The organism is Cohaesibacter marisflavi, assembly GCF_963665895.2.
Lineage (GTDB): Bacteria > Pseudomonadota > Alphaproteobacteria > Rhizobiales > Cohaesibacteraceae > Cohaesibacter > Cohaesibacter marisflavi.
In genome coordinates, this window is the sequence record NZ_OY762534.1 from 4521974 (window position 1) to 4542500 (window position 20527).

At 53.0% G+C, this 20527-nt stretch carries 15 protein-coding genes, 1 tRNA gene and 1 pseudogene (1 of these 17 only partly in view); 9 read left to right on the top strand and 8 right to left on the bottom strand.

Annotation, left to right across the window (positions count from 1 at the left end):
* Positions 1 to 81 precede the first annotated feature (81 nt).
* The 3 genes from ACKPCT_RS21075 to ACKPCT_RS21085 all read right to left on the bottom strand — a co-directional run bounded on the left by ACKPCT_RS21075 (position 82) and on the right by ACKPCT_RS21085 (position 1369).
* Positions 82 to 717, bottom strand: a complete 636-nt coding sequence (locus ACKPCT_RS21075; protein WP_175528103.1) for a VUT family protein — start codon at positions 715 to 717, stop codon at positions 82 to 84.
* Positions 718 to 847: 130 nt separating this feature from the next.
* Positions 848 to 1138, bottom strand: coding sequence for a 50S ribosomal protein L28 (gene rpmB, locus ACKPCT_RS21080; protein ID WP_090073858.1), 291 nt, complete (start codon positions 1136 to 1138; stop codon positions 848 to 850).
* 72 nt (positions 1139 to 1210) lie between these two features.
* Entirely contained in the window at positions 1211 to 1369 is a 159-nt protein-coding gene (locus tag ACKPCT_RS21085) for a hypothetical protein (RefSeq protein ID WP_319567885.1), read from the bottom strand.
* Positions 1370 to 1657: 288 nt separating this feature from the next.
* Between ACKPCT_RS21085 and ACKPCT_RS21090 the strand changes: the two genes are divergently transcribed.
* From ACKPCT_RS21090 to ACKPCT_RS21110, 5 genes are all read left to right on the top strand, one after another.
* Positions 1658 to 2524, top strand: coding sequence for a DUF3108 domain-containing protein (locus ACKPCT_RS21090; RefSeq protein ID WP_090073856.1), 867 nt, complete (start codon positions 1658 to 1660; stop codon positions 2522 to 2524).
* Between the two features lie 1442 nt (positions 2525 to 3966).
* The gene (locus ACKPCT_RS21095) at positions 3967 to 6876 is read left to right on the top strand and encodes a helicase-related protein (protein ID WP_319569449.1); all 2910 of its coding nucleotides are present in this window, start codon (positions 3967 to 3969) and stop codon (positions 6874 to 6876) included.
* A 99-nt stretch (positions 6877 to 6975) separates the two neighbouring features.
* Positions 6976 to 7365, top strand: a complete 390-nt coding sequence (locus ACKPCT_RS21100) for an RNA-binding S4 domain-containing protein (RefSeq protein WP_319567886.1) — start codon at positions 6976 to 6978, stop codon at positions 7363 to 7365.
* 427 nt (positions 7366 to 7792) lie between these two features.
* Entirely contained in the window at positions 7793 to 8128 is a 336-nt protein-coding gene (fdxA, locus tag ACKPCT_RS21105; RefSeq protein WP_090073853.1) for a ferredoxin FdxA, read from the top strand.
* A gap of 505 nt (positions 8129 to 8633) precedes the next feature.
* On the top strand, positions 8634 to 9188 hold the full coding sequence (locus ACKPCT_RS21110; RefSeq protein WP_090073851.1) for a CarD family transcriptional regulator: 555 nt from the start codon (positions 8634 to 8636) through the stop codon (positions 9186 to 9188).
* Positions 9189 to 9299: 111 nt separating this feature from the next.
* Here the strand turns inward: ACKPCT_RS21110 and ACKPCT_RS21115 are convergent, their stop codons facing one another.
* The gene (locus ACKPCT_RS21115) at positions 9300 to 10775 is read right to left on the bottom strand and encodes a M48 family metalloprotease (RefSeq protein ID WP_319567887.1); all 1476 of its coding nucleotides are present in this window, start codon (positions 10773 to 10775) and stop codon (positions 9300 to 9302) included.
* 90 nt (positions 10776 to 10865) lie between these two features.
* Positions 10866 to 11699 carry a thermonuclease family protein gene (locus tag ACKPCT_RS21120; protein WP_319567888.1) on the bottom strand — a complete coding sequence of 278 codons (834 nt, stop codon included), beginning with the start codon at positions 11697 to 11699 and terminating at the stop codon, positions 10866 to 10868.
* Between the two features lie 249 nt (positions 11700 to 11948).
* Here ACKPCT_RS21120 and ACKPCT_RS21125 point away from each other — a divergent pair.
* Together ACKPCT_RS21125 and ACKPCT_RS21130 are read left to right on the top strand one after the other, a co-directional pair.
* Positions 11949 to 12025, top strand: a tRNA-Arg gene (locus ACKPCT_RS21125).
* Positions 12026 to 12277: 252 nt separating this feature from the next.
* The gene (locus ACKPCT_RS21130; RefSeq protein ID WP_319567889.1) at positions 12278 to 13675 is read left to right on the top strand and encodes a hypothetical protein; all 1398 of its coding nucleotides are present in this window, start codon (positions 12278 to 12280) and stop codon (positions 13673 to 13675) included.
* Positions 13676 to 13805: 130 nt separating this feature from the next.
* Here ACKPCT_RS21130 and ACKPCT_RS21135 read toward each other — a convergent pair whose 3' ends face one another.
* From ACKPCT_RS21135 to ACKPCT_RS21145, 3 genes are all read right to left on the bottom strand, one after another.
* Entirely contained in the window at positions 13806 to 15236 is a 1431-nt protein-coding gene (locus tag ACKPCT_RS21135; RefSeq protein ID WP_090075759.1) for a carbon starvation CstA family protein, read from the bottom strand.
* A gap of 238 nt (positions 15237 to 15474) precedes the next feature.
* Positions 15475 to 17193, bottom strand: a complete 1719-nt coding sequence (locus ACKPCT_RS21140) for a LytS/YhcK type 5TM receptor domain-containing protein (RefSeq protein WP_319567890.1) — start codon at positions 17191 to 17193, stop codon at positions 15475 to 15477.
* 59 nt (positions 17194 to 17252) lie between these two features.
* The gene (locus ACKPCT_RS21145; protein WP_210186875.1) at positions 17253 to 17999 is read right to left on the bottom strand and encodes a LytR/AlgR family response regulator transcription factor; all 747 of its coding nucleotides are present in this window, start codon (positions 17997 to 17999) and stop codon (positions 17253 to 17255) included.
* 449 nt (positions 18000 to 18448) lie between these two features.
* Between ACKPCT_RS21145 and ACKPCT_RS21150 the strand changes: the two genes are divergently transcribed.
* Positions 18449 to 19963, top strand: a complete 1515-nt coding sequence (locus tag ACKPCT_RS21150) for a hypothetical protein (protein ID WP_090075756.1) — start codon at positions 18449 to 18451, stop codon at positions 19961 to 19963.
* A 184-nt stretch (positions 19964 to 20147) separates the two neighbouring features.
* Positions 20148 to 20527, top strand: a pseudogene (locus ACKPCT_RS21155) (nitrate- and nitrite sensing domain-containing protein) (its annotated part continues 453 nt past the right edge of the window); the annotation flags it as partial.

Below are 20527 nucleotides of genomic sequence, written 5' to 3' on the forward strand. Positions count from 1 at the left end.
CGGTAAGGGATATAGAAAAAGCCGGTCTGGAATTGACCGGCTTTTTGCATGGATGGGGTTCTATTCTTACTCCCGCTTCTTTCAAGCGGTTGCTGGCAGAGCGTCCTGACGGCTGAGCAGCAATCTGTAAGGCGCCAGCATCAGGAGCGCGACAAACATCTTGCAGGAATAATCGACGATTGCCCAGCTGACCCAGCGCGGCGCATCAATCAGGCCAAGGCTCAGCAGAGAAGAGGCTTCTGTCGGGAAGACATCCGGTGTCATGCCAAAGCTTGTATCAAGAAAGGCAAAGGACGCAGCAAAGCTGAAGCCGAAGAAGATCACCGTGTCGAGAACCGAACCGAAGAAGGAAGAAGCCAGCGGGGCTTTCCACCAGCTGTTGCGGCGCAGGCGGTTGAAGACCGTGATATCGAGCAGTTGGGCGACCAGAAAGGCTGAGCCGGATGCGATGGCAATGCGCGGGGTGGCAAGCCAGATGGAGATCAGAACCGCGATGGCAAAACCGGCGGCGACCACTATGCGTGCATTCCTGGAGCCGCATTTGCGGTTGGTCAGGTCGGTTACCAGAAACGCCATCGGATAGGTGAAGGCGCCCCAGGTCAACAGATCCTGCAGGCCAAACGGTTTGAACGGGAATTGAACGAGATAGTTGGACGCAGCAACGACGCCCACCATGGCCAGAACGGAAAGGCCAAGGGTTTTACGAGTAGCAACCATATGTCACCCTCCTTGATGTTAGCCGCGAATGGGAGAATAGCCCAAAGCAGCGTTGGATATGAAAACAGCGCCAAAAGAGGCGCTGCTTCTTAACGATCAAGCCAGATTTTCGGACTAATCCGAAACTGCATTAAGATGCAGCAACCTGTGCTTTTTCAATTTTCTTTTTGATCAGCTGCGCATTGGCTGACAGATCTGCTTCTTTGGCTTTGGCCAGGAAAGCGTCAAGGCCGCCACGATGTTCAACAGAACGCAAAGCGTGAGCGCTGACGCGCATCTTGAAACCTGTGCCGAGTGTATCGCTCAGCAGAGTCACATTCACCAGATTTGGCAGAAAGCGACGGCGGGTTCTGTTTTTTGCGTGGCTGACATTGTTACCGGACTGAACGCCTTTGCCGGTCAGTTCACAGCGACGTGCCATGGAAAATCCCTCACAAATTAGTAGGACGCCAATGGCGCCCGCTCATTTTCTGTTCTGTGTTCTGCCGTTTTGCTAGGATGCTCGACGGCGGAAAGTTGCCTCGGTATAGTGATCCTTGCGCCGCTCGTCAAGCATTTCTGGGTGGTTTCGCGTGTTCTTTTCAAGATTCTGACTTATTTTGCGAATAACCCCTGCGCCATTGTCGGTTTTCAATAGGCGATTGCGCTTCATTATGCACGCTCTTGTTGAGCGGATGCGCTGCAGACTTGTGTGTAGCGTTGCATAAGTAGCGCAGTTCCCGGTCACTTTTCTTATACCGAACTTTGCGTAGGACGCGTGATTGTAATTTGTTAACCATATTCAGTGAGAGTGGGACAGAGATATCTGGTGATTGGTCTATTGGCACCGCTTTGTTTCTCAGGGCTGGGGACAGATTGTCATCAAATCCAATTGGTCAACAAAGCCGAATTGTTCAATAAGACAACCGGGCTGTAGATTTTAGGGTGTTTGGGGAAAACCATGCTTGAACGAAAACGCATGACCTCACTTGGCAAAAATTTTCCAGCTGGGGCCGCAAAATGGACGGTGCCCTTGCGCGCAGTGGCTATTGCCGGTGCTGCGCTGGGCTTTGCTGCCTTTGCGCCTCAGGCCCAAGCCACGGACATCGATGCGAAATTTGCCATTTCCATTGCGGGCATCCCTGTGGGAAGCGGCTCGGTGGAGGCCTCGGTTAAAGGGCACCGCTATTCCATCGATGCTTTTGCCAAGACGTCTGGTATCTCGCGCCTGTTTATCGATAGCAAGGGGCGGGCTGTCAGTGAGGGCTCTTTCCGTGGCGATCGCATGTTGCCCTCCATGTATGCCCTCAATTCCAAGGAAGACAAGATCCACAATATTGTTCAGATCGCGATGCGGTCGGGCAATGTGAGTGATTTTTCCGCCTCTCCACCGCTCTCTAAACATTCGGACCGTATTCCGCTGCGGCGTGTGCATACGCGCGGTATTGTCGATCCGCTGAGCGGCCTGTTGATGTCAGTGCGCTCCAACAAGCACAGGGTCGGAAAGTCTGTCTGCAATCGCACGGTACGCATGTTCGATGGCCGCTGGCGCTATAATATCGAGCTGTTCTACAAGGAAACCAAAGAGATCCGCTCGTCGCGAAAGAATGCCTATTCGGGTCCGGCAACGGTCTGTGGTGCCCGTATCCGATTTGTGGCTGGGCATCGCCCGAACAAGAAGAGCACCAAATATATGGAAGAGAACAAGGATCTGGAAGCTTGGTTCGTTCCTGTTGGTGATGAACCTGTGGTCGCCGTCTACAGGCTGCAAATCGGCACGATGGTTGGACGCATGGTGTTGTCAGCGCGCGAGTTGACCATCAAATAAATGGTCTTCAATATGAATTGAGTGCAAGGGGCCTTGGGGCCCCTTTTTTATTGCCTGAGTTCAAAGCCTAAGATCAATGATCAAGCTGTTGGTGGCCAACAAGGCCGGAGCCGGCTGTTTGCAATTTGCGAACGGACTTTTGGCGGAATCCTGCATAAGTGTCTCATTCCGGGAAAATGTCTTAACGAAGCTGCGGCAGGTCCATATCTCATGGTCTTGATGCTGTGGGGGCATCACTAGATATGGTAACCAATCTCTCTTTCTGTGTATATTTGGTGAGAACAAATCAAAAACATGTGCACATAGCCGATTCGTGCTGATTTTGTTCAGGCTGCGTTCAAATGGTTAACGGCAGCCATGGTGGAGGGCCCGTCTGTTTAATGGATTGAAAAAGCGGGTTTGTTTCATATTGGAGCGTCTTGATTAAAAATTCCGAAGGCTCGGGTTAAGGAATTTCAAGCCCTGTTCGCATCTGAAATTTGGGCGGCACCAGATTTAGTGGCTGACGTAAAAATGTCATCCAGATCTGTTGAGAACAAAATAGGAATCTGCGGGAGTCGCCGATTCGGCCATGATTCGTTCCAGACTCGTTCTAATTATTAATTTGCCTCGGCGGGTAATTGTTTTTACCAATAGGGCTTCGTCAAGCCTGCAGATGCGCGTGACCGTTGCGGATGGGGTGAATTGTTGTCATGATATTGGTCAAGCAGATGTGACTTGGCGCTTTCTTGTTGCGTTTAGGCGTTTGGGCCACTATCTGACGTGAAATGGGTTGGCGATGCTTTAAGCCGTTGCCACCTCGCTTGGATTAAGACAATGACTGAGCCGACATTTGACGATGATTGGCTCAGAGATAGGCTATTGCCAGGCCCATGAGCAAAAAACACGATAGCGATTCTCCCTTTGCTTCGCTGGCTGAATTCGGACAATCCCTGAAAACCGAACTCGACAGGAAGGCCGAGGCCGACAAGGCCCGCCGGGCAGCGGAAAAGAAGCGTGCATTGAAAGCCGATCCGGCTGGCGGATTTTCCGGCATCGAAGCGGAGCTTATGCGCCACGCCCGTTCGCAGGGCGCTCAAATGGCAAAGGGGCAGAGCGAAGATCCCGATGCTGTTGACTTTCGCAAGATGGAAGAGAAGGCAAAGGCCAGTGCAGCCAAGAAGGCAAACACGGCCAAGGCATCGACGTCCGATGCGACGGGATCGTCTTCCTTTGCCGATGCATTTGCGAAAGATCTTGAGGGTGAGCGACCCGCCAAGCCTGCAAGGCCTGTGGTGCGGCCTGCGCCAGCCCCTTCTGCGCGGAACAAGACCAATCAGGCTGAGATGCTCGGCATCAGGGCGCCCGGCTGGGCCGATGAATTCGGGGGCAAGGCTTCCAATCCAGGGGCGCAGGGACGCGTAACGGCTGTTTTGGGGCCAACCAATACCGGCAAGACCTATATGGCCATCGAGCGCATGGTGGCTCATTCCTCGGGAATTATCGGGCTTCCCTTGCGCCTTCTGGCCCGCGAAGTCTATGGCAAGCTGGTGGACAAGGTGGGCAAGGATCTCGTGGCCTTGCATACAGGCGAAGAGCGAATCGTTCCCGATGGGGCGCGCTATCATGTCTGCACGGTCGAAGCGATGCCCGCCCAGGCCGATGTCGCCTTCGTGGCGATTGACGAGGTGCAATTGGCGTCTGACTTCGAACGCGGGCATGTCTTTACCGATCGGCTGCTGCATTTGCGTGGACGGGAAGAAACGCTCCTGCTTGGCGCAGAGACCATGAAGCCGATGATCGAGATGCTTCTACCTCATGCGACCATCATTTCCCGTCCCAGGCTCTCACAGCTTTCCTATATCGGGCAGAAAAAGTTGTCTCGCCTGCCAAGACGCTCTGCGGTTGTCACCTTCTCGGTCAATGATGTCTATGCCATCGCGGAGCTTGTCCGGCGTCAGCGAGGTGGGGCGGCGGTTGTTATGGGCAGTCTTAGCCCGCGCACGCGGAACGCGCAGGTGGAACTCTTTCAGAACGGAGACGTTGAGCATCTGATTGCAACAGATGCGATTGGTATGGGGCTCAATCTGGATCTTGATCACATTGCCTTTGCGGCAGAGAAGAAGTTTGACGGTTTCCAACATCGACGCCTGACCGCGCCGGAACTGGCCCAGATCGCAGGCCGGGCCGGGCGGCACACACGCGATGGCACCTTTGGGGTGACGGGCCGGGTGGCGCCATTTGAGGATGATCTGGTCGAGCAGCTTGAGATGCACGTCTTCCAGCCCATCAAGATGCTGCAATGGCGTAACCGGCTGCTGGACTTTTCCAGCTATACCGATCTGATTGCGTCGCTTGAAGTAGCGCCGGGGCGTCCGGGGCTGACGCGATCTTTGCCTGCGAGCGATGTGCAGGCTTTGGAGCTGTTATACAAGAACAGGGATATCCGACAGCGGGTTCATGAGCCCGATCAGCTCAAATTACTGTGGGATGTGTGTCAAGTTCCCGATTATCGCAAGATTGCGCCTACCAATCATGCCGAATTGATTGGTATGCTGTTCCAGCAGCTTGAGGACCGGGGCACTTTGTCTCAGGAATGGCTTGCTGCACAAATTTCATATGCGGATAGAATTGATGGCGATATTGACACACTCGCCAATAGAATTGCACATATCCGCACTTGGACCTTTGTTGCTAACAAAAAGGGGTGGCTAGATGATCCTGTTTTGTGGCAAGAGAAAACCAGAGCCGTGGAGGATCGTCTGTCCGACGCCCTGCATGAGCGACTTACCAAGCGCTTCCTAGATAGGCGCACTAGTGTATTGATGAAACGTCTGAGAGAAAAAGCAATGCTCGAAGCGGAAATTACTCCTGCCGGTGACGTGCTGGTAGAAGGCCAGCATGTTGGTCAATTGCATGGATTTCGCTTTGCGCCCGATGTGAGTGCCGAAGGCAACGATGCCAAAGCCATTCATGCCGCTGCGCAGAAGGTCCTGTCTGTCGAATTCGAAAACAGATCGGAAAAAATAGCCGGAGCGGCCAATGATCAGTTCTTGCTGTCTGGTGACGGCATGCTGCGTTGGCAGGGAGCCCCGATTGCCAAAATGGTGGCTGGCGATACGGTTTTGAAACCGCGTCTGACCATCCTGGCAGATGAAGGTTTAAGCGGTGCGGCACTCGAAAATGTCCAATCGCGTATCAACCTCTGGCTGAATAACCATGTCAATCTCCTGCTGCAGCCTCTGGTTGAGCTGTCCAGCACGGAAGAATTGGATGGAATTGCCAAAGGTTTGGCTTTCCAACTGGTTGAAAATCTTGGGATTCTGGACCGTAGGACGGTTGCGGAGGACGTCCGTTCTCTGGATCAGGATGCCCGTGCTTCCTTGCGCAAGTTCGGAGTTCGATTTGGTGCCTACCATATCTATATTCCGGCGCTGCTGAAGCCTGCCCCCAGCACTTTGCTGGTGATGATGTGGGCTCTGCATAATGGCGGGATCGATCAGGAAGGCGTCGTTGAGGTGCCATCCTTGTCCGCTTCGGGGCGTACGTCGATACCGGTCAACGAGGCTGTTTCTCCGGCGCTCTACAAGACCGTGGGCTTTGGTGTCTATGGCAAGCGCGCTGTTCGCATCGATATTCTCGAGCGTCTGGCAGACCTTATTCGTCCGCTCCTGAGCTGGCGTCCAACCGAGGAATCACCTGAACCACCTGAAGGGGTAATGGATCGTGGCTTCACCGTGACGGTTGCCATGACGTCTCTTCTGGGTTGTGCGGGAGAAGACTTTTCCACCATCCTGAAGTCGTTGGGATATCGTGTTGAGCGCCGTAAGATCGAGCCGACTCCGGCCGAAGCGGATGCTGCCAAAGATGATTCCAATGGGGATGCGGCCGCTGAAAAGACTGCCGAATCTGCTCCTTCTGCGGAAGAAACTCCGGCTGAAGCGGCTGCAGAGGCAAGTTCTCCACAGGATAGTACACCTGTAGCTGAGGGCTCTGCGGAAGCAGAAACTGCCCCTTCAGATGCTGCGACCGAGGCTGTAGAGGAAGAAGAGCAGTGGCTTGAAATCTGGCGTCCGGGTGGTCGTGGCGATCGCCGCCCGAATCGGTCCGGTCAGCGTCAGAAGCCCGGTGTTCGCGCCGGTGGGCGTAATGAGGGGCAGAAAGATGGCCAAAAGGATTTCCGCAAGGGTGGAAAGCGCAATGGTCCTCGCTCTGAAGGCGGTTTCAAGGGCGGCAATCGCTCTGGTGGCGGCGATAAGGGCCGCGGCAAACCGCGTGATCAGTCCTCTCGCAAGCCAGAGAAGGTTGCAGATCCAGATTCGCCATTTGCAGCATTGGCTGCCTTGAAGGCCAATCTGGACAACAAGAAATAAGCCTGTTCCCACGGGAACCGGTTCGGGATCAATCAATCGGCATGCCGCAAGGTCGCATTACAGGGCGGCTTTCCGGCGTGCCTTTTTATTGGGTGAGTGATGAGCGAAGAAAGTGCCAAACTGCGCATAGACAAGTGGCTCTGGTTTGCCCGAGTCGCCAAGACCAGAAGCCTGGCGGCCAAGCTTGTAACCGCGGGCAATGTGCGCGTGAACAAGGAAAAGGTGTCTGCTGCCAGTCGGCAGATCAAGCCTGGAGATGTGCTGACAATTGCCAAGGCGGGGCATATCCGCATCCTTGAAGTTGTGGCTCTTGGTACTCGCAGAGGGCCGGCTCCGGAGGCTCAGCTTCTTTATAACGATCATTCACCAGCTCCTGAAAAGAAGCAGGATGAAACGGACACCGGCATTGCCCATGAGGCTCATACCGGGCGCCCTACCAAAAGGGATCGCCGACAGCTGATGCGGCTGAAGCAAGGGCCTTTTGAATGAGGCAAATGGAAAGAGTTGGTTGGTAGCCAATTCTGTTTCTTAATTGCGGTTGGAATTGCGCATTTGCCCTAAATGTGGACTTGTGAATGCATCTTTCATTTGCAAAAGTGGGGCGCGGTTTAAGGCTACCGGTTTACTGGGCGTCTTGAAGCGAACTGCCCCTGAGGCTTTAGGAATCGGGCCTGAAAGAGTTCAGTGCTGGAGCCGAAGAGATTTGATATTGCTTGAACGCCGGGCGCAAAAGCGATAGCTAGAAGATAACTCGAATGGGAGTGGTCTTTATACAGTCACGTTGAGTTTGCCGCTCCGGCTTTTTGATCAATGACATATTTGATCGGCAAGGAGCGGGATGTGGCCGTGAGGCACTCCCGTAATAGACCAATTTTGCGATTGCAGAGACCAAGCTGCATCGTATGCGGAGTTTGTGATGACTTACGTCGTGACCGATAATTGCGTCAAATGCAAATACACCGATTGTGTGGAAGTTTGCCCGGTTGACTGTTTCTATGAGGGCGAAAACTTTCTGGTAATCAATCCGGATGAGTGCATCGACTGTGGTGTGTGTGAGCCGGAATGTCCGGCAGAAGCGATCAAGCCGGATACTGAGCCCGGGCTTGAAGAATGGCTCGAGATCAACGCGAAATATTGTGAAGTCTGGCCTAATATCACGGTTCAGAAAGAGCCGATGGCCGAAGCAAAGAAGTGGGACGGCGTTGAAAACAAACTGCAATATCTCTCAACCAATCCCGGAGAAGGGGATTAAGAATGGGAGTTATGCAATTTTAGTATAACGAAGCCGGGCGCTATTTATTGAGCGACCGGCTTTTTATTTGCATAAAAAAGCATCGTTCAATCTGTCGAAATCGGCAGAAATCTGCGTTCTACTGCATTATACAACTAGTCTGGCAGGCTAGGGGGGTGGTAGGGCGCACTTTTGATCACAATCAAAGTTTGGAAAATGTGCAAAAATGTGATATTCTCCCTCAATCAGCTGATAAAGGAAGGTTCACACAGCTCCTACTTCAGGAGTTTTTTTATGCGTATTTCGAGCAAGATGCAATGTGAAAGTACGCAATCCACATGCGTGTGCCTATCTGACTTTGATGCGAAAATGTGAAACCGGAATGGGCTTGCGGTTGTAGGCGGGCCTTAGACCGGTTTTACCTTTTAAGGATGCCGACAAAGAGGGAGTTCCCTCTTTTGTTTTTGGAAGATCAGGCGGGCAATGTGTCCGCTTGGAAATTATGTGACGCGGGAGTTTCAAGCGTATGGCAATCAAAAAAGCCACCCAACGTCAGGGCTTTAAAATCAACGAATTTATTGTCTATCCGGCTCATGGTGTGGGTCAAATTGTCAATATCGAGGAACAGGAAGTTGCTGGCCTCGCTCTTGAATTGTTCGTTATCAATTTTGAGCAGGACAAAATGACCTTGCGTGTTCCAACGGGCAAAATTGCTTCGGTTGGTATGCGTAAACTCTCGGATGAAGAGTCTGTTGAGAAAGCATTGACGACGGTTACAGGGCGCGCTCGTATCAAGCGCACCATGTGGAGTCGCCGCGCGCAGGAATATGAAGCAAAGATCAACTCCGGCGATCTGCACTCGATTGCAGAAGTCGTTCGCGATCTTTATCGCTCCGACACCCAGCCTGAGCAGTCATATTCTGAACGTCAGCTTTATGAAGCTGCTATTGATCGGATGGCACGTGAAGTGGCTGCTATTCGCAAGCTGTCCACCACGGAAGCTGTGCATCTGATTGAGAAAAACCTCTCCAAAAGCCCCCGTCGTGGTGCTGGCAAGAGCGAAGAGGAAGTTGCAGCCTAATGAAGCCGCTTAAGGCTTTGGTTGCTGCAATGGCAGTTGTTGTTTGAAAAATCCCGGAAGCTTGCTTCCGGGATTTTCTTTTGCCTGCCATTGGCTCAAGCAGATTGCGCGCTATCGCATGGGGGTGACAAGCTTCAGCTTTTGTCCCCGTTTGAGGTGCTCGCCTGTCTTGATGTCATTTAAGATTCGAAAGAGTGTTTCGCCATCATTTGCACCTGCCATGCGGGCCGCCATTTTCTGGACCGTATCGCCGTAACCGGCTGTGACGATCGTGATCTGCAACGGTTTAAAAGCTGCCGCCTGATCATGCGTGAGGGTTTGGAAACTATTGACTGTTTCCGCAATCGCGCTTTCGAAGGTAGCATTGGGCATGGTGGTCGCAAAGACAAAACGATAGGTGGCTGACTTTACCCGAATAAGAGCAATGCGGAATGTCCAGCCTTTGGCCTCAGCTGCCGCGAGAATAGCCGGATGGCCATTGATCACCTGCTCGCGAATCGAACCCGTTATCAGGCCGCTTACCCAGCCGGATGTAAGATAGTTGGTCAGGGGAACATCCGGGCTCACATTGACCCCGTCAAACCGCATGGCCGAGCCATCCGGAGCGACTGCCAGCACGGCTTTTGACGTGTTTTCCAGTCGATAGCCTTCTGGCGGGCTGAAACGGATGCGCAAGGCCGGGTGAATATAGCTATTGCCGCGCACAAACCCCTCATCTGGCGCATCGCCAAATAGAATGCCATCAATCGCGTCTAGATAGGCATCTCTTTCGCGCGTTCCAATTTCGGGGCCGCCATATCGACGGGCTGCGAATACTGCAGCCTTGATGCGCTCCGGTGTGGCGGGATGGCTGGATAGGAAGTTGGCCTTGTTGCCCTGCTCTGAGCGTCCTGTCAGATAGGCGGCATAATCGCCCATGGTTTGCAAAAAGCGGCTTGCGGCGAATGGGTCCAGACCGGAAAGATAAGCGGTTTCTATACCGATCTTGTCGGCCTCGAGCTCCTGCACCTGGCTGAAGCTGGCGAGTGTGACCAAGTGGCGCGCCTTGATGGTCGCCCCCTTCGTCCGTTCGCTGACCATCTTGTCCATGACTTTGGATACAAGTTCAGAATTCTGTCGGGCTGCGGCTCTTGCGATGGCGTGGCGAGAGGTGACATGGGCCATCTCGTGAGCCAGTACAGCTGCCAGCTCTGCCTTGTCGTTGGCTAGCGCAATGAGCCCGCGCGTAACATAGAGATAGCCCCCCGGCAAAGCGAAGGCATTGACTGTCGGTGAATTGAGGATGGTGACGCGGTAGGGACGGCTTGGCTCGCTGGAAGACCCCACAAGGCGACCGACCAGCTTGGAGACCATCTGCTCCAGCTTGCGATACTCATAAGCACCACCATAGGCTTTGACGATTTTGGGGTGTTCTTTGGCGCCGATGGCCCGTTCAACGCTATCATTGGGAGAAAGGCCAGCGGGCGCAACGCCGGAAATGGTCGGTTCTTCCGAGCCAGTCATCAGGCTTTTGCAGCCAGCAAGAAGCATGAGCGAAAGGCAAAGGGCTCCTGCCATCTTCAACTTGTCGATGCGTTTCTTGCTCACTTCTTTGTTCCCATGCTCGCTTGCCTGCCTGCCGGCCCTGTTCGCAAAGCGGATAATGCTATTTTTTTCGTCGGAGAGACCGCCGATTGGCTATCGTGTGTCGCCTAGACTTTTGGTTTCGCCTGCCACTGTCAATTGGCTGGCATTCTGAAGCTCTATCAATGGCCCCCCACGATCTTCTACCCAGCCTCGAACATATATGGGCTTGTTTTGTAAATCATCCAAAAATTTATTTTTGGCCTCCCAGCTTTGAAGGCCTTTCTTGCCTAGCGAGATTGTGAAATCTTCATACCAGTTGTCGCCAAAATTCACATAGCTTGTCCCATCTGCCTTGCGATGAACGGACAAGACGATGCCCGACACAATCTGGTAGGTGGACACAATGGCAGAAAGGTGGAGATCATCAGCTTTTTTTAAGCGGTAAGCAGCCTCTTTCCACAAGCCTTTCTGTGTTTTGCGGGCTGTTGCTTCGATAGAAAGAAGATGGTCTGCACAGTCATCCTCAAGGCTGTCGGTCAAGACCCGCGCCAGACCTTTTGCGACGAGACTGTCCTGAAGCAGGATCTCGTTACCATCTTTGAGGTGAGCCAGAAAAGCTTCATGTCGTCCATAGCGGTCTGGTTTCTTATGGCCAGTCACATAGGCCTCTATTGGCGCTTTCCTTAAAAAGCGGCTGATTTCCTTTTGCTTTTGTCTTTCAAGCTCGGAGTTGGCAAAAAGGTCCGGCACAAGGCCCTTAAGGGTGAAGCCGCCTTGCCCACGCGGCTTGATAGCCACAGGAGCGCTATAGGACAGAGGGCTACCTGGCGTGACAGGCTTTTCTGATTCAGTGCAGGGAGACGCTGCGACATGCTTTTCTTCTGCAAAGGCATGACCAGTCAGTAGAAAAAGGCTTATGGCGAGGGCGGACGAAGATCTATGCACGAAGCTGTTGCACCATGAAATTGAATAAATCGAAAGGGTTATGCTGAATTGCGAGTGTGGCTGGTTGATCTGGGATTGTTGAAATGATACAGAGCGTCAGCGTTTTTGAAATGCCGATCCGTGCTTGGTGTTGCTGAGTTGAAGTTTAGCAAATTCTTCAAGCATGGATAAGCCTTGGCGAACCCGGAGTAAACTTTTGCTGTGGGTTTGTTGATGTTGCACCTTTTGGTTGTTCGGCGAATAAAACGAGGCCCCGTAGCTCAGCAGGATAGAGCAACCGCCTCCTAAGCGGTAGGTCGTGCGTTCGAATCGCGCCGGGGTCACCATTTCTTCTTTTTCTCCTGATGGTCATATTTCTGCAAAGTCGGACTTGATCCATTTTATGGTTTCGGTTTATGCGTTTTAGGCAGAATGATCCATGTTTGCACCCGAAGTGATTGCTGAAACCGGTTTTTGGCTTGGGGTCCTATCCTTTTTATCAGTTATAATGTTCGGCAGTTCGGCAGTTCGGCAGTTCGGCAGTTCGGTGGTGTGCAGCCGTTCGTCTTCTTGTTTTTTCCCTACGAAAGCAGGCCTATATGAATTTTTCGCGTTTGGTTGATCCCTTCTTTGGCTGGGTTGTTGTCTCCGTTATCGTGATGCAGGCTCTGTTGGAGTGGACAGGAGTGGAGTGGGTGCAGTGGCCTTTGATGGTCGCTCTCATTCTGATGGTGGGGATGATGGCCATCAGCGCGAAGCGCGGCGGGCGGATCTTTCTGTTTGTTTGTGCTGGTCTTACACTGGCTATGGTGCTTGTGAATGACGACTGGCAGCCTGCGCTGCAGGCGGCTATTGTCAAAACTGGTTTTCTGGCCTCTTTCTTCAGTGCCCTTGCGGTGTTGCGTGAGGCTGCGTCGGCTTCTCCTGCCATGGGTAAAGCGGGGGGCTTTCTTGCCGCTCAACCTCCCGGTCGCCGTTATATATCTTTGTCCTTCGGCACGCAGATTTATGCACTCTTGCTCAATTTCGGCTCGATCCAGCTGTTGGGAACGCTTGCGCTGGCCAGTAGCAAGGATGAGCCTGACGAGGAGATTCGGCAAATCCGCACGAGACGGATGTTGCTGGCCATTCAGCGCGGCTTCATTTCAGCTTTGCCATGGTCGCCGATGGCCTTTTCTACAGCCATGGCTGTAGCCACCATTCCGGGTATTACCTGGCTGGGCATTGCGCTGCCAGGGCTTGGGACGGCAGCGATCCTGCTTGGGACCGGCTGGGCGCTGGATACAGTGTTCAAGCCGAAGCTTTCACCCAACGCGGCCACACCCAAACGTGCGCAGAGCGATCTGCACTGGACGGTACTCTTGCCGCTGGCAGCGTTGCTGGTGGTTATCCTGCTGCCAGTGCTGGCACTTGAAATGCTTCTGGGCATTCGCGTTGTGGGGATCGTGCTGGTGGTGGTGCCCTTGCTGTCTGTTGGTTGGCTCTATATCCAGTTTCGCGATGCGGCGGTCGTGCGCGCGCGGATGGTCAATTATGTGCACAAGGAGCTGCCAGCCTTTCGTGGGGATCTGCTTTTGCTGATGAGCGCCGGCTATATCGGCGTGGTCGGATCGTCCGTGCTGGTGCCGCTGATGGCGCGCGCGGGGATCGATCTTACGGTCTTGCCACCCTGGCTGCTGCTGATCGCCCTTCTGTGGATCATGCCAGTTCTGGGGCAATTGGGCGGAAACCCGATTTTGACCCTGTCTCTGGTTGCTCCGCTTTTGCCGGATGCGGCATTGTTCGATCTGGACCCGACAACCTTTGCCGTTGCCATGCTGGCTGGTTGGGCGCTTACGGGGCTGACATCTCCTTTCACGGCAACCAATATGATGATTGGTCGTTTTGGTGGTATCCCGACTGTTGATGTCGGGCGTGTGTGGAACCGTTCTTATTTTCTCGTTGCTGTCAGCTTATTGGCGGTTTGGATTCTCATCTATGCCTATCTTATCGTGTAGGCATCTGACCCGGGCTGCGTAGGCCCTCTTGCGATCTGGCACAAACAAAAAAGCCACGTTGATCAGAGATCAACGCGGCCAATTGCCTTGTGGCTGTGCGGGCAGCCACAAGACCTGTTGTCAAACCTGATCATTCAGCCGGTTCTGCCTCTTCACTGACGTCCCCTGTCGGGCGCACCAGAATGAGGAAGGCGATCAACGAGATCGCTGCGACAATGACGGCCACGATATTGGAAATATCCGCTGGCAGGTTGAAGCCGATTTTGGCTTGCAAGATGAAAGCGGTATCCACGGCAGTCATGAACACGGCAGGCACCGTGGCGATCCAATGCAGTTTGCCCTTGCGGCCAAGCCAGATGGCTGCGCTCCAAAGCACGAGCATGGAGAGCGTCTGATTAGACCAACCGAAATAGCGCCAGATGATATTGAAGTCGACAAGGCTGATTGCAAAAGCCACGACGAAGAGCGGAATGGCAATTACAAGGCGTTTGTTGATCTTGGTCTGGTCCAGTCTCAGGGTTTCAGCCAGAATGAGGCGGGTCGAACGGAAAGCCGTGTCACCGCTGGTGATTGGCAGAATGACCACGCCGAGAACAGCAAGGAACCCGCCAAAGACGCCGAGAAGCTCGGTGGATACCTGATTGACGACACCGGCCGGAGACTGGGCGGCAATCACGGCATTGAGGGCTTCCGGGCTATCATAGAAGGACATGCCTGCGGTGGCCCATACCAGACCGATGATGCCTTCTGCGATCATGGCACCATAAAAGACGACACGGCCGTTTTTCTCGTTGCGCATGCAGCGAGCCATCAAAGGCGACTGGGTTGAATGGAAACCACTCAGAGCGCCACAGCTCAAGGTGATGAAGAGCAGCGGGAAGAGTGGCAGATCGCCCGGATGCACATTGGTCGAGATGTCCATGTTCGGCAGGAATTCATAGCCATGATAGATCAGGCCGAAAGTGATGCCGATGGTCATGAAGAGCAACAGAGCGCCGAAGATCGGATAAAGGCGACCGATGATCTTGTCGATTGGCAGGATCGTGGCGACGAAATAATAGACAAAGATCAATGCGACCAGAAGCTGGACATTGAAGCCGGTCATGCTGCTGAGCAGTTTTGCCGGGCCAAGAATGAAGACCACACCAACCAGCAGAAGCAATATGACCGAGAAGACGCGCAGGGTTTGACGGGCAAACTGGCCCATCTCGTCGCCCACCACTTCCGGAATGGACTTGCCACCACTGCGGACCGAAAGCATGCCCGAGAAATAGTCATGGACGCCACCGGCAAAAATGGAGCCGATCACGATCCAGAGCAAGGCCTGCGGGCCATAAAGAGCGCCCAGAATGGGGCCAAAGATCGGGCCCAGACCTGCAATATCGAGCAGCTGGATGAAGAAGACCTTCCAGGTTGGCATGTTGATATAGTCAACACCGTCTTCCTTGGTCCAGCAGGGTGTTTTTCTATCTGGCTGGATGCCGAAAATCTTCTCAACAAAGACGCCGTAGGTAAAATAGCCTAGGACTAGAATCCCGACGCATAACAAGAAATAAAGCATACCGTTCCTCCTTAACCGGGGTAGTTCCAACGCGGAACTACAAATGCTTCCCCAGCCTGAGAGGCTAGTTAATAAAGTCTGAAGAGCCAAAGGAAAGCGCGTGAGGGACATCTTTGCTGGCGTGAAATGCATCTATGCCGGGCTGGAATGCATCTCTGCTCGTGGCGAACGTGCGAATCGCAAGGTTGAATGGCAGGGCACTTTTTAGATCCAGAATGCATGTCTGAGATGAGAAGGGTCAGGATGCCTTGGGGAGCAGCTCTTGCCTGTTGGGAATCGAAAAGCTGATATGGGTGCCCTTGTTCGGGGTGGTTGAAATCTGCATGCCATGCTCTGGCCCATAGATATGCTCAAGGCGGAGATTGGAGTTGCGCAGGCCAATCCCTTCATGGTGCGATTCAATCTGGCGCTTTTCCAGAAGCGAGACGAGGATATTGTCCGGAATGCCAACGCCGTCATCATAGACCGTGATATGGAGCTGATTGTGGTTCTGGAAGATCTTGAGGCCAACAATGCCGGCGCCCGCCCGTTCCTTGAGGCCGTGCTTGACGGCATTTTCCACCAGCGGCTGGATGATCAAAGAGGGGATGGGCCACTTTTCACAACCATCCTCTATGTCAAGCTTGACCTGAATGCGTTCGCCAAAGCGTGCCTTTTCGATGGCCAGATAGGAGTTGATCTGGTCCAGTTCGTCCGAGAGGCGAATGAAGCCGCGGCTGGAATCCAGATTTTTGCGCATATAGAGCGAGAGATCGAGAATGAGGTCGCGGGCCCTGTCTGGGGCCGTGCGGCAGAAAGAAGCGATGGTGTTGAGCGAGTTGAACAGGAAGTGCGGGTTGATCTGTGCCTGAAGATGGCGGATTTCTGCATGGGCAAGCAGGCGGTCCTTGACCTGAATATCCTGCAGTTCAAGCTGAATGGAGAAGAGGTCGGTCAGACCCTTGGCGAGTTCGAACAACACCGAATTGAGTTCGAGATGGGCTGAACCGTAGAATTTGAGAGTACCCACGATCGTGTCATTTTTCTTGAGCGGCACGATAATCGCCGATGTGAAGGGGCAATGGGGGTCGCTGCAGCCGATCAGGTGTGCGTCCTTGAGGAAAATGGGTTCGCCGGTCTTGATGACACGGAAGGTCGCCTTAGTGACAAACGGCTCGCCGGGCAAGTGATGATCTGCTCCTTCGCCCGCATGGCCGATGACGGTGTTGGCATTGGTGACGGACACGGCTGCCACCGGCAGTTTTTCCAGAATGATGCGCGCCAAAGCCTGAGCACTGTCGCCATTAAGGCCAGAGCGCAAGTGTGACACCGTGCTGTTGGCAATTTCGAAGATTTTTTGTGTGTGGTCGGATGCTTTGCGTTCGCGCAGTCCCTTGATCGAATTGAGGATGTGAACGAATAGAACGGTGCCCAGAGAGTTGCCGATCAGCATTGGCAGCATAATGACGCGCACAAGCGCCAGTGCATCATCAAAGGGGCGGGAGAGCAACAGCACCATGCCCATATGCATGGTTTCTCCGATGATGGTCAGGAAAAAGGCTACGCTCCAATCCATTGCCCTGTCTTTGAGATGGCGCTGTAGCCAGCCCGCCAGAAACCCTTCCGTTATCGTGGCAAGCGCACAGCCCAAGGCGGAAAAGCCCCAAGGGTCGATCAAAAAGCGATGTCCACCGGCCACGAGGCCCGCGCCCAGGCCAACAACGGGGCCACCAAACAGGCCTGCCGTGATGACTGCCATAGCGCGCAGATTAGCAAATGAGTTGAAAATCTCGTTGCCGCCATAGGTGCCCAGAATGCCCAGAAAGCCGAAGAAGAGGATCAGAAACAGACGATTGAAAATCGAATCCTGCCGAAAGTTGATTTCCTGCACCGGCGATACCGTGAGCAAGACAAAAGCTCCGGCCACGAGCAGGGCAACCTGCTTGAGCAGGAAGGCCATCAGAGCGACAATCGACATGAGACTCCAACTCCCCTCAAAGTAAAGTCATGTATCCAAACGCGGTTTGCCTTGGCCGACTACAGACCGAGGCGCAGCTTGAAATCCTTGACGCGAGACCGGCTGACCGTCAGCTCGCTTTTCTTCTGGTCATTCATGGTCAGGCTGTATTTGCCATTGAACCACGGACTGAATTCCGAAATTGCATCCAGATTGACCAATGTGGAACGGTGGGCGCGGAAAAAGCCGGTATTGGCCAGATGCTCTTCCATCCGGTCCATGCTGGCGATGCCATAAACGGGCAGGGTGCCATCAAAGGTGTGAGCGAAAACCCTGTTATCCTCGCACTCGCAATAGATGACGTCATCCGGATCCATGAGGCGAATGCGACCATTGATGAGGACGGATATCTTCGTGTGAGTCTGTGCCGGCTTGCTGGAGGCTTCATTCTGTCTTGTCACTTCAGAGAGCAGGGTTTCCAGCTTTTGCTTCAGAGGATCTTGCGTTTCGTCATGCATCCTGCGCACGCGATCCAGTGTTGTGGCAAGGCGCTGCTCGGAGACCGGCTTAAGGATATAGTCCATGGCACTGGCCTCGAAGGCCTCGACGGCATAGGAATCATAAGCCGTTACAAAGACGAAAATAGGGGGATGCTCTGTGCTGCTCACCAGATTGCGAATGACATCAAAGCCATTTTTGCCAGCCATTTGAATATCGAGAAAGATCAGATCAGGCTGTAGATTAAGGCTGAGGTCTATTGCTTCTTCGGCAGAAGGGGCTTGCGCAAGAATCTCGATATCACTCTGACGGGAGAGTAAATAACTCAACTCATCTCTTGCAGGCTTCTCATCATCAACGATTAAACATCTGATCTGCATGCTAAAACGAGGCCCAATTACCTTCCGGTCTTTGTGTTTGTGAAACTTTTACATCTTACTTAGCAAGTTTTTCTTTTGCGGGCCTAGATCTAGATCAGGAACCAGCAAAAGGATATCTTTCTAAGGGACTAGGTAGTATTCCGCTTATAAAGACGATTGCACGCATTCTCAATGCCGATCTAGGATTGTTTTTTTGGGTGTGAAGAAGGTTTCATGTGCTGCGGTTCAAGGCGTGTTCTGCTCGCCACTCGCACCGGCAGGCTTAAATCTTTCCTAATAGAAGCTTTGTATTCTTCATGGCAGTATCTGATGACGGGTGCAGATGTGTGGGAACAGACGCAATAGGTCTTGAGTAAGGGGAGGCGGACATTAGATCATTTGTCGCTCCGGCATCCTTGATGCCGGCTTCTCCTGATTTTCCTGAATCCGATAGCCAATCCTCCCGGGAAGAAACGGCCTTGGGGGCGTTTGAGCATCTGCTGGTGTTTCTGCTGTGTCTTACGCTGACCGTGGTGCCGTTGGTCCTGCATTTCGTCAATCCGCTTCTGGCGATTGCTACCCAGCTTGCTCTGGCGTCATGCGTGGTGCTTTTCTTTACCCCTTATGCGCCGCTTGTCGTTGTGTTTGCCTTGCTGTTCCAGAATTTATTCATCTCGATGATGTCTGGCTTTCTGGTCACCAAGGACGATTACAATTTCGTGCGCGGGTATAATTTCTTCACCACCGTGGTCTTCTGGCTATGGCTGTTTGGTCATTATGCGCTGAACTGGCGTTCCTTCAGCCGCATGACCAACAAGCTTATGGTGGTCTGTCTGATTGGCTTTGGTCTGATCGGAGTCTATTTCCTACTCGGGCTGACCAAGAGCCCGGCAGGCGCGGTTGTCTATTTACGCAACATCATCACGCCCTTGCTGGTTTTACAGATTTTCTTTTTGGCGACTTTAAAGCGGCAGATTCCCATGGTGCCCTTTTTCACGATCCTGACGGTAATTGTGATTGTCATGGGCTATATCGAGATGATCGATCGCAGACTATGGCTGGACCTGACCAACGGCTGGACACTTTGGGAATTTTCCAACCGGGAAGCCATGCTTAATCTGGTTGCTGACAAATCGGCGCGCACCACGGGCCAGTATATTACAGGCATTCTGGACCTGATGAAGGTGCAGCTGTTCAATACTCCACTTCTTGGGGATTTTCGCCTGATCATCTTACGGATGAACGGCCCCAACGGGCATGCAATCAGCTATTCCTACGCACTGATGTTCCTTTGCATTCTCATGCTAACCAATAAGCGCTGGTATCTAGCGCTGCTGATGGCGCCCCTTGTGCTGTTTGCCAGCGCCAAGGGAGCCATTATCATGGGGCTGCTGGCATTCTGTGCGTTGGTTGCCCGAAAGCTCTTCGGAGCCATGTTCGCCATCGGGTCGCTGGCCGTCGTGCTGGTTGTCTATATTCTGCTGGGCGTTGTAACGGGATTAAAAATTGGCGATTTCCATGTGCTTGGTTTCATGGGGGGCGTTTATAATTTCATTGATTATCCCTTTGGCAATGGTATTGGAGACGCGGGCAACCTGCTGACCAACTTCGATAAGCTCGATTGGTCTGCTTTTCAGCATGCGGGGCGAACGCCTGTGGCCATGGAAAGCGCCGTCGGGGTTTTGTTGCACCAAATGGGCTTTGCCACATTCGGGTTGTTGGCGGTGTATTTCTGGATTGCCCTGCAAGTCTATAAAGTTTCCTTTGTCAGTCGGGTCAATCTGCATTCGTTGGCCTGTTTCATAACAATAACGGTTGTCGTCAACGGCATCTTTCAGGAAGAGGCTCTTTTTTCTCCTCTGTCTCTGGGGCTGATTATGGGGCTGAATGGCTACATCCTTGGTAAATTTGCCCGGAGCGGTGAGGATCTTTGAGATAGTTGCCGCTTGAACCTGGGTCAGGCTTCTTTTTGCTATTTAACAAGTATTTCTTCTAGTTGTTTGCCGTATAATCTTTGTGCGACGAGAAAAACTTCGTATTTTTGGATCTGTTTGTTTATTATAATTATTAACTTATGCATGGCGTAATATTTCTTCGAGAATAGATCGGGGAATTATTATGCTGTCCATATTTAATAATCTTTCGCTTTCTGCGCGTATTGCTGTTCTTGCCTTGATTCCGCTTTGTGCTGTTGTCGGAGTGGGTATTTCCGATTTGCTCAAGGAACGGGAAAAGGCGAGGGTGGCCCAGTCGGTTGCCGATGTGGTGGCCTTGGCGCCCGTTGTTTCCGGGCTGGTTCATGAGCTCCAGAAGGAGCGAGGTACCTCTGCCGGGTTTATTGGCTCGAAAGGCGCGAAATTTGCCGATTCCATCGGGCAAAGACGCGCTGATACAGATCGGGCCCTCAAGGCTTTCCGGGCCAGTATCCCCGAGGCGATAGGGCGGCTTGATTTCTCTGGCTTCAAGGTGCCGTTTGATAAGGCTGTGTCTGAGCTGGA

What these genes read in the sequence shown, in the direction of transcription:
- ACKPCT_RS21075 (WP_175528103.1), bottom strand. Translation starts at nt 717, where the DNA reads ATGGTTGCTACTCGTAAAACCCTTGGCCTTTCCGTTCTGGCCATGGTG.
- rpmB (WP_090073858.1), bottom strand. Translation starts at nt 1,138, where the DNA reads ATGGCACGTCGCTGTGAACTGACCGGCAAAGGCGTTCAGTCCGGTAAC.
- ACKPCT_RS21085 (WP_319567885.1), bottom strand. Translation starts at nt 1,369, where the DNA reads ATGAAGCGCAATCGCCTATTGAAAACCGACAATGGCGCAGGGGTTATT.
- ACKPCT_RS21090 (WP_090073856.1), top strand. Translation starts at nt 1,658, where the DNA reads ATGCTTGAACGAAAACGCATGACCTCACTTGGCAAAAATTTTCCAGCT.
- ACKPCT_RS21095 (WP_319569449.1), top strand. Translation starts at nt 3,967, where the DNA reads ATGGCCATCGAGCGCATGGTGGCTCATTCCTCGGGAATTATCGGGCTT.
- ACKPCT_RS21100 (WP_319567886.1), top strand. Translation starts at nt 6,976, where the DNA reads ATGAGCGAAGAAAGTGCCAAACTGCGCATAGACAAGTGGCTCTGGTTT.
- fdxA (WP_090073853.1), top strand. Translation starts at nt 7,793, where the DNA reads ATGACTTACGTCGTGACCGATAATTGCGTCAAATGCAAATACACCGAT.
- ACKPCT_RS21110 (WP_090073851.1), top strand. Translation starts at nt 8,634, where the DNA reads ATGGCAATCAAAAAAGCCACCCAACGTCAGGGCTTTAAAATCAACGAA.
- ACKPCT_RS21130 (WP_319567889.1), top strand. Translation starts at nt 12,278, where the DNA reads ATGAATTTTTCGCGTTTGGTTGATCCCTTCTTTGGCTGGGTTGTTGTC.
- ACKPCT_RS21135 (WP_090075759.1), bottom strand. Translation starts at nt 15,236, where the DNA reads ATGCTTTATTTCTTGTTATGCGTCGGGATTCTAGTCCTAGGCTATTTT.
- ACKPCT_RS21140 (WP_319567890.1), bottom strand. Translation starts at nt 17,193, where the DNA reads ATGTCGATTGTCGCTCTGATGGCCTTCCTGCTCAAGCAGGTTGCCCTG.
- ACKPCT_RS21150 (WP_090075756.1), top strand. Translation starts at nt 18,449, where the DNA reads ATGCCGGCTTCTCCTGATTTTCCTGAATCCGATAGCCAATCCTCCCGG.